This is a genomic window from Streptomyces sp. NPDC059900 (assembly GCF_050270335.1).
Lineage (GTDB): Bacteria > Actinomycetota > Actinomycetes > Streptomycetales > Streptomycetaceae > Streptomyces.
This window is the reverse complement of record NZ_JBNNJZ010000090.1, coordinates 19,398-22,097: the sequence shown is the minus strand read 5'-3', so window position 1 is coordinate 22,097 and position 2,700 is coordinate 19,398. Positions and strand designations below refer to the sequence as shown.

Sequence of the window (2,700 nt, the reverse complement as noted above, 5' to 3'; positions counted from 1 at the left end):
GCTGAAGCGCATCCGCAGGGCGGAGTGCATCGGCACCCGGCCGCTGACGCCCTCGACGATCCGGACGAGCTGGGGGGCGTCCGTGTCGCGCGGCGGCATGAAATCGGTCACGCGGACCGTGCCGCGCGGGGTGTCCCACTCGGATTCCAGGATCAGTGAGTCGCCGCGGTATGTGCGCCGCGCGGCTGTCGGCGGTGGCGCGTCAGGGCTGTGTGCGGGCCCAAGACGCCAGAATCCGTGCTCCTCCGTGCCGAGCAATCCGGCGAAGATGGCGTGCGAGTCGAAGCGGGGCAGGCACAACCAGTCGACTGTGCCGTCCCGGCAGACCAGGGCGGCGGTCTGCATGTCTCCGATGAGTGCGTAATCCTCGATGCGCCCGGCCACGTGCATCTCCAGTCAAACGGCCACGTCGCCCTCTCGGGCGCCCGCTCTACGGTCAAGGGTTCGCTGTAAAACGAACTGCGCGAGCCTGGTGTTCCGGGCGAACGGTCGGGGGTGGTGCCGTTGATCGGGTCGGCTCGGCAGCGAGTGTCCGAGCAGGATACGACGCACCCCGGCCATCTGCTTGCCGCTCCCGCCAACGGGGCTGCGCCGAACGGGTGAGCACCTGGTGAGGAAGGTGTGACGTGGCTGGCCGAGCGTGGCCGGAAGCAGCCTCCCTTCGTCGCTGATACCCTGGTAGCCCGTGAGCCGGTGGTCATAGAACCCCCGAACCGCAGCGACGGCACCTCCTCCAGACCCCTTGGACGACGCCGGTACGCACCCTCCAGACCGCGACCACGGGAGCCCCCTCCTGGCCATGCAGCCCAAATCCACGACGACCAAGCACATCTTCGTCACCGGGGGTGTCGCCTCTTCCCTCGGCAAGGGTCTGACTGCCTCCAGCCTCGGCGCGCTGCTCAAAGCGCGGGGCCTCCGGGTCACCATGCAGAAGCTCGACCCGTACCTGAACGTCGACCCCGGCACGATGAACCCCTTCCAGCACGGCGAGGTGTTCGTCACGAACGACGGCGCCGAGACCGACCTGGACATCGGCCACTACGAGCGCTTCCTGGACGTCGACCTCGACGGCACGGCCAACGTCACCACCGGCCAGGTCTACTCGCAGGTCATCGCCAAGGAGCGGCGCGGCGAGTACCTCGGCGACACGGTCCAGGTCATCCCGCACATCACGAACGAGATCAAGCACCGCATCCGGCGCATGGCGACCGAGGACGTCGACGTCGTCATCACCGAGGTCGGCGGCACGGTCGGCGACATCGAGTCCCTGCCGTTCCTGGAGACCGTCCGCCAGGTCCGCCACGAGGTCGGCCGCGACAACGTCTTCGTCGTGCACATCTCGCTGCTGCCCTACATCGGCCCGTCCGGTGAGCTGAAGACCAAGCCGACCCAGCACTCGGTCGCGGCCCTGCGCAACATCGGCATCCAGCCGGACGCCATCGTGCTGCGCGCCGACCGTGACGTGCCGACCGCCATCAAGCGCAAGATCTCGCTGATGTGCGACGTCGACGAGGACGCGGTGGTCGCCGCCATCGACGCCAAGTCGATCTACGACATCCCCAAGGTCCTGCACACCGAGGGCCTGGACGCCTACGTGGTGCGCAAGCTGGACCTGCCGTTCCGCGACGTGAACTGGACCCAGTGGGAGGACCTTCTTGACCGGGTCCACAACCCGGACCACGAGGTCACCATCGCGCTGGTCGGCAAGTACATCGACCTGCCCGACGCCTACCTCTCGGTGACCGAGGCCCTGCGCGCCGGCGGCTTCGCCAACCGCGCCCGCGTCAAGGTCAAGTGGGTCACCTCCGACGACTGCAAGACCGCCGCGGGCGCCGCCAAGCAGCTCGGCGACGTCGACGCGATCTGCATCCCCGGCGGCTTCGGCGACCGCGGTGTCACCGGCAAGGTCGGCGCCATCACCTTCGCTCGCGAGAACAAGATCCCGCTGCTCGGCCTCTGCCTCGGCCTGCAGTGCATCGTGATCGAGGCCGCACGGAACCTCGCCGACATCCCCGACGCCAACTCCACCGAGTTCGACGCCGCGACCGCCCACCCGGTCATCTCGACGATGGCGGAGCAGCTGGACATCGTCGCGGGCGAGGGCGACATGGGCGGCACGATGCGCCTGGGCATGTACCCCGCGAAGCTCGCCGAGGGCTCCATCGCCCGTGAGGTGTACGACGGCAAGGAGTACGTCGAGGAGCGCCACCGTCACCGCTACGAGGTGAACAACTCCTACCGCGCCGAGCTGGAGAAGAAGGCGGGCATCCTCTTCTCGGGCACCTCCCCGGACGGCAAGCTCGTCGAGTACGTCGAGTACCCCCGCGAGGTCCACCCCTACCTGGTCGCCACCCAGGCGCACCCGGAGCTGCGCTCGCGCCCGACCCGCCCGCACCCGCTCTTCGCGGGTCTGGTGAAGGCCGCCGTGGAGTGCCAGACGAGTAAGTAACACAAGAGCGATACGGTTGCCGGGGTACGAGCCTTATGGGGCGCGTGCCCCGGTTTCTGTTTGCACGCGTGGGAGGACAGGGCGACATGACGATCAAGGACACCGCCGAGGAGTGGCAGGTCACGGCGACAACGACGCCCTTCGTGGGGAACAAGACCTCCGTCCGCACGGACGACGTGGTCATGCCCGACGGGACCGTCGTCCACCGTGACTACCAGGTGCACCCCGGATCGGTCGCCGTCCTCGCCCTC

General features: G+C 68.4%; 2 protein-coding genes and 1 pseudogene. 2 read left to right on the top strand and 1 reads right to left on the bottom strand.

Going from position 1 to position 2,700, the window contains the following annotated elements; translation table 11 throughout:
• A partial coding sequence (locus ACQKIP_RS15745) for a trehalase-like domain-containing protein (RefSeq protein ID WP_427743208.1) occupies positions 1-390 on the bottom strand: 390 nt, incomplete at its 3' end.
• A gap of 409 nt (positions 391-799) precedes the next feature.
• On the opposite strand from ACQKIP_RS15745, the gene ACQKIP_RS15740 reads away from it, so the two are divergent.
• The gene (locus ACQKIP_RS15740; protein WP_365859889.1) at positions 800-2,449 is read left to right on the top strand and encodes a CTP synthase; all 1,650 of its coding nucleotides are present in this window, start codon (positions 800-802) and stop codon (positions 2,447-2,449) included.
• Positions 2,450-2,535: 86 nt separating this feature from the next.
• Positions 2,536-2,700: pseudogene (locus ACQKIP_RS15735) on the top strand (ADP-ribose pyrophosphatase); the annotation flags it as partial.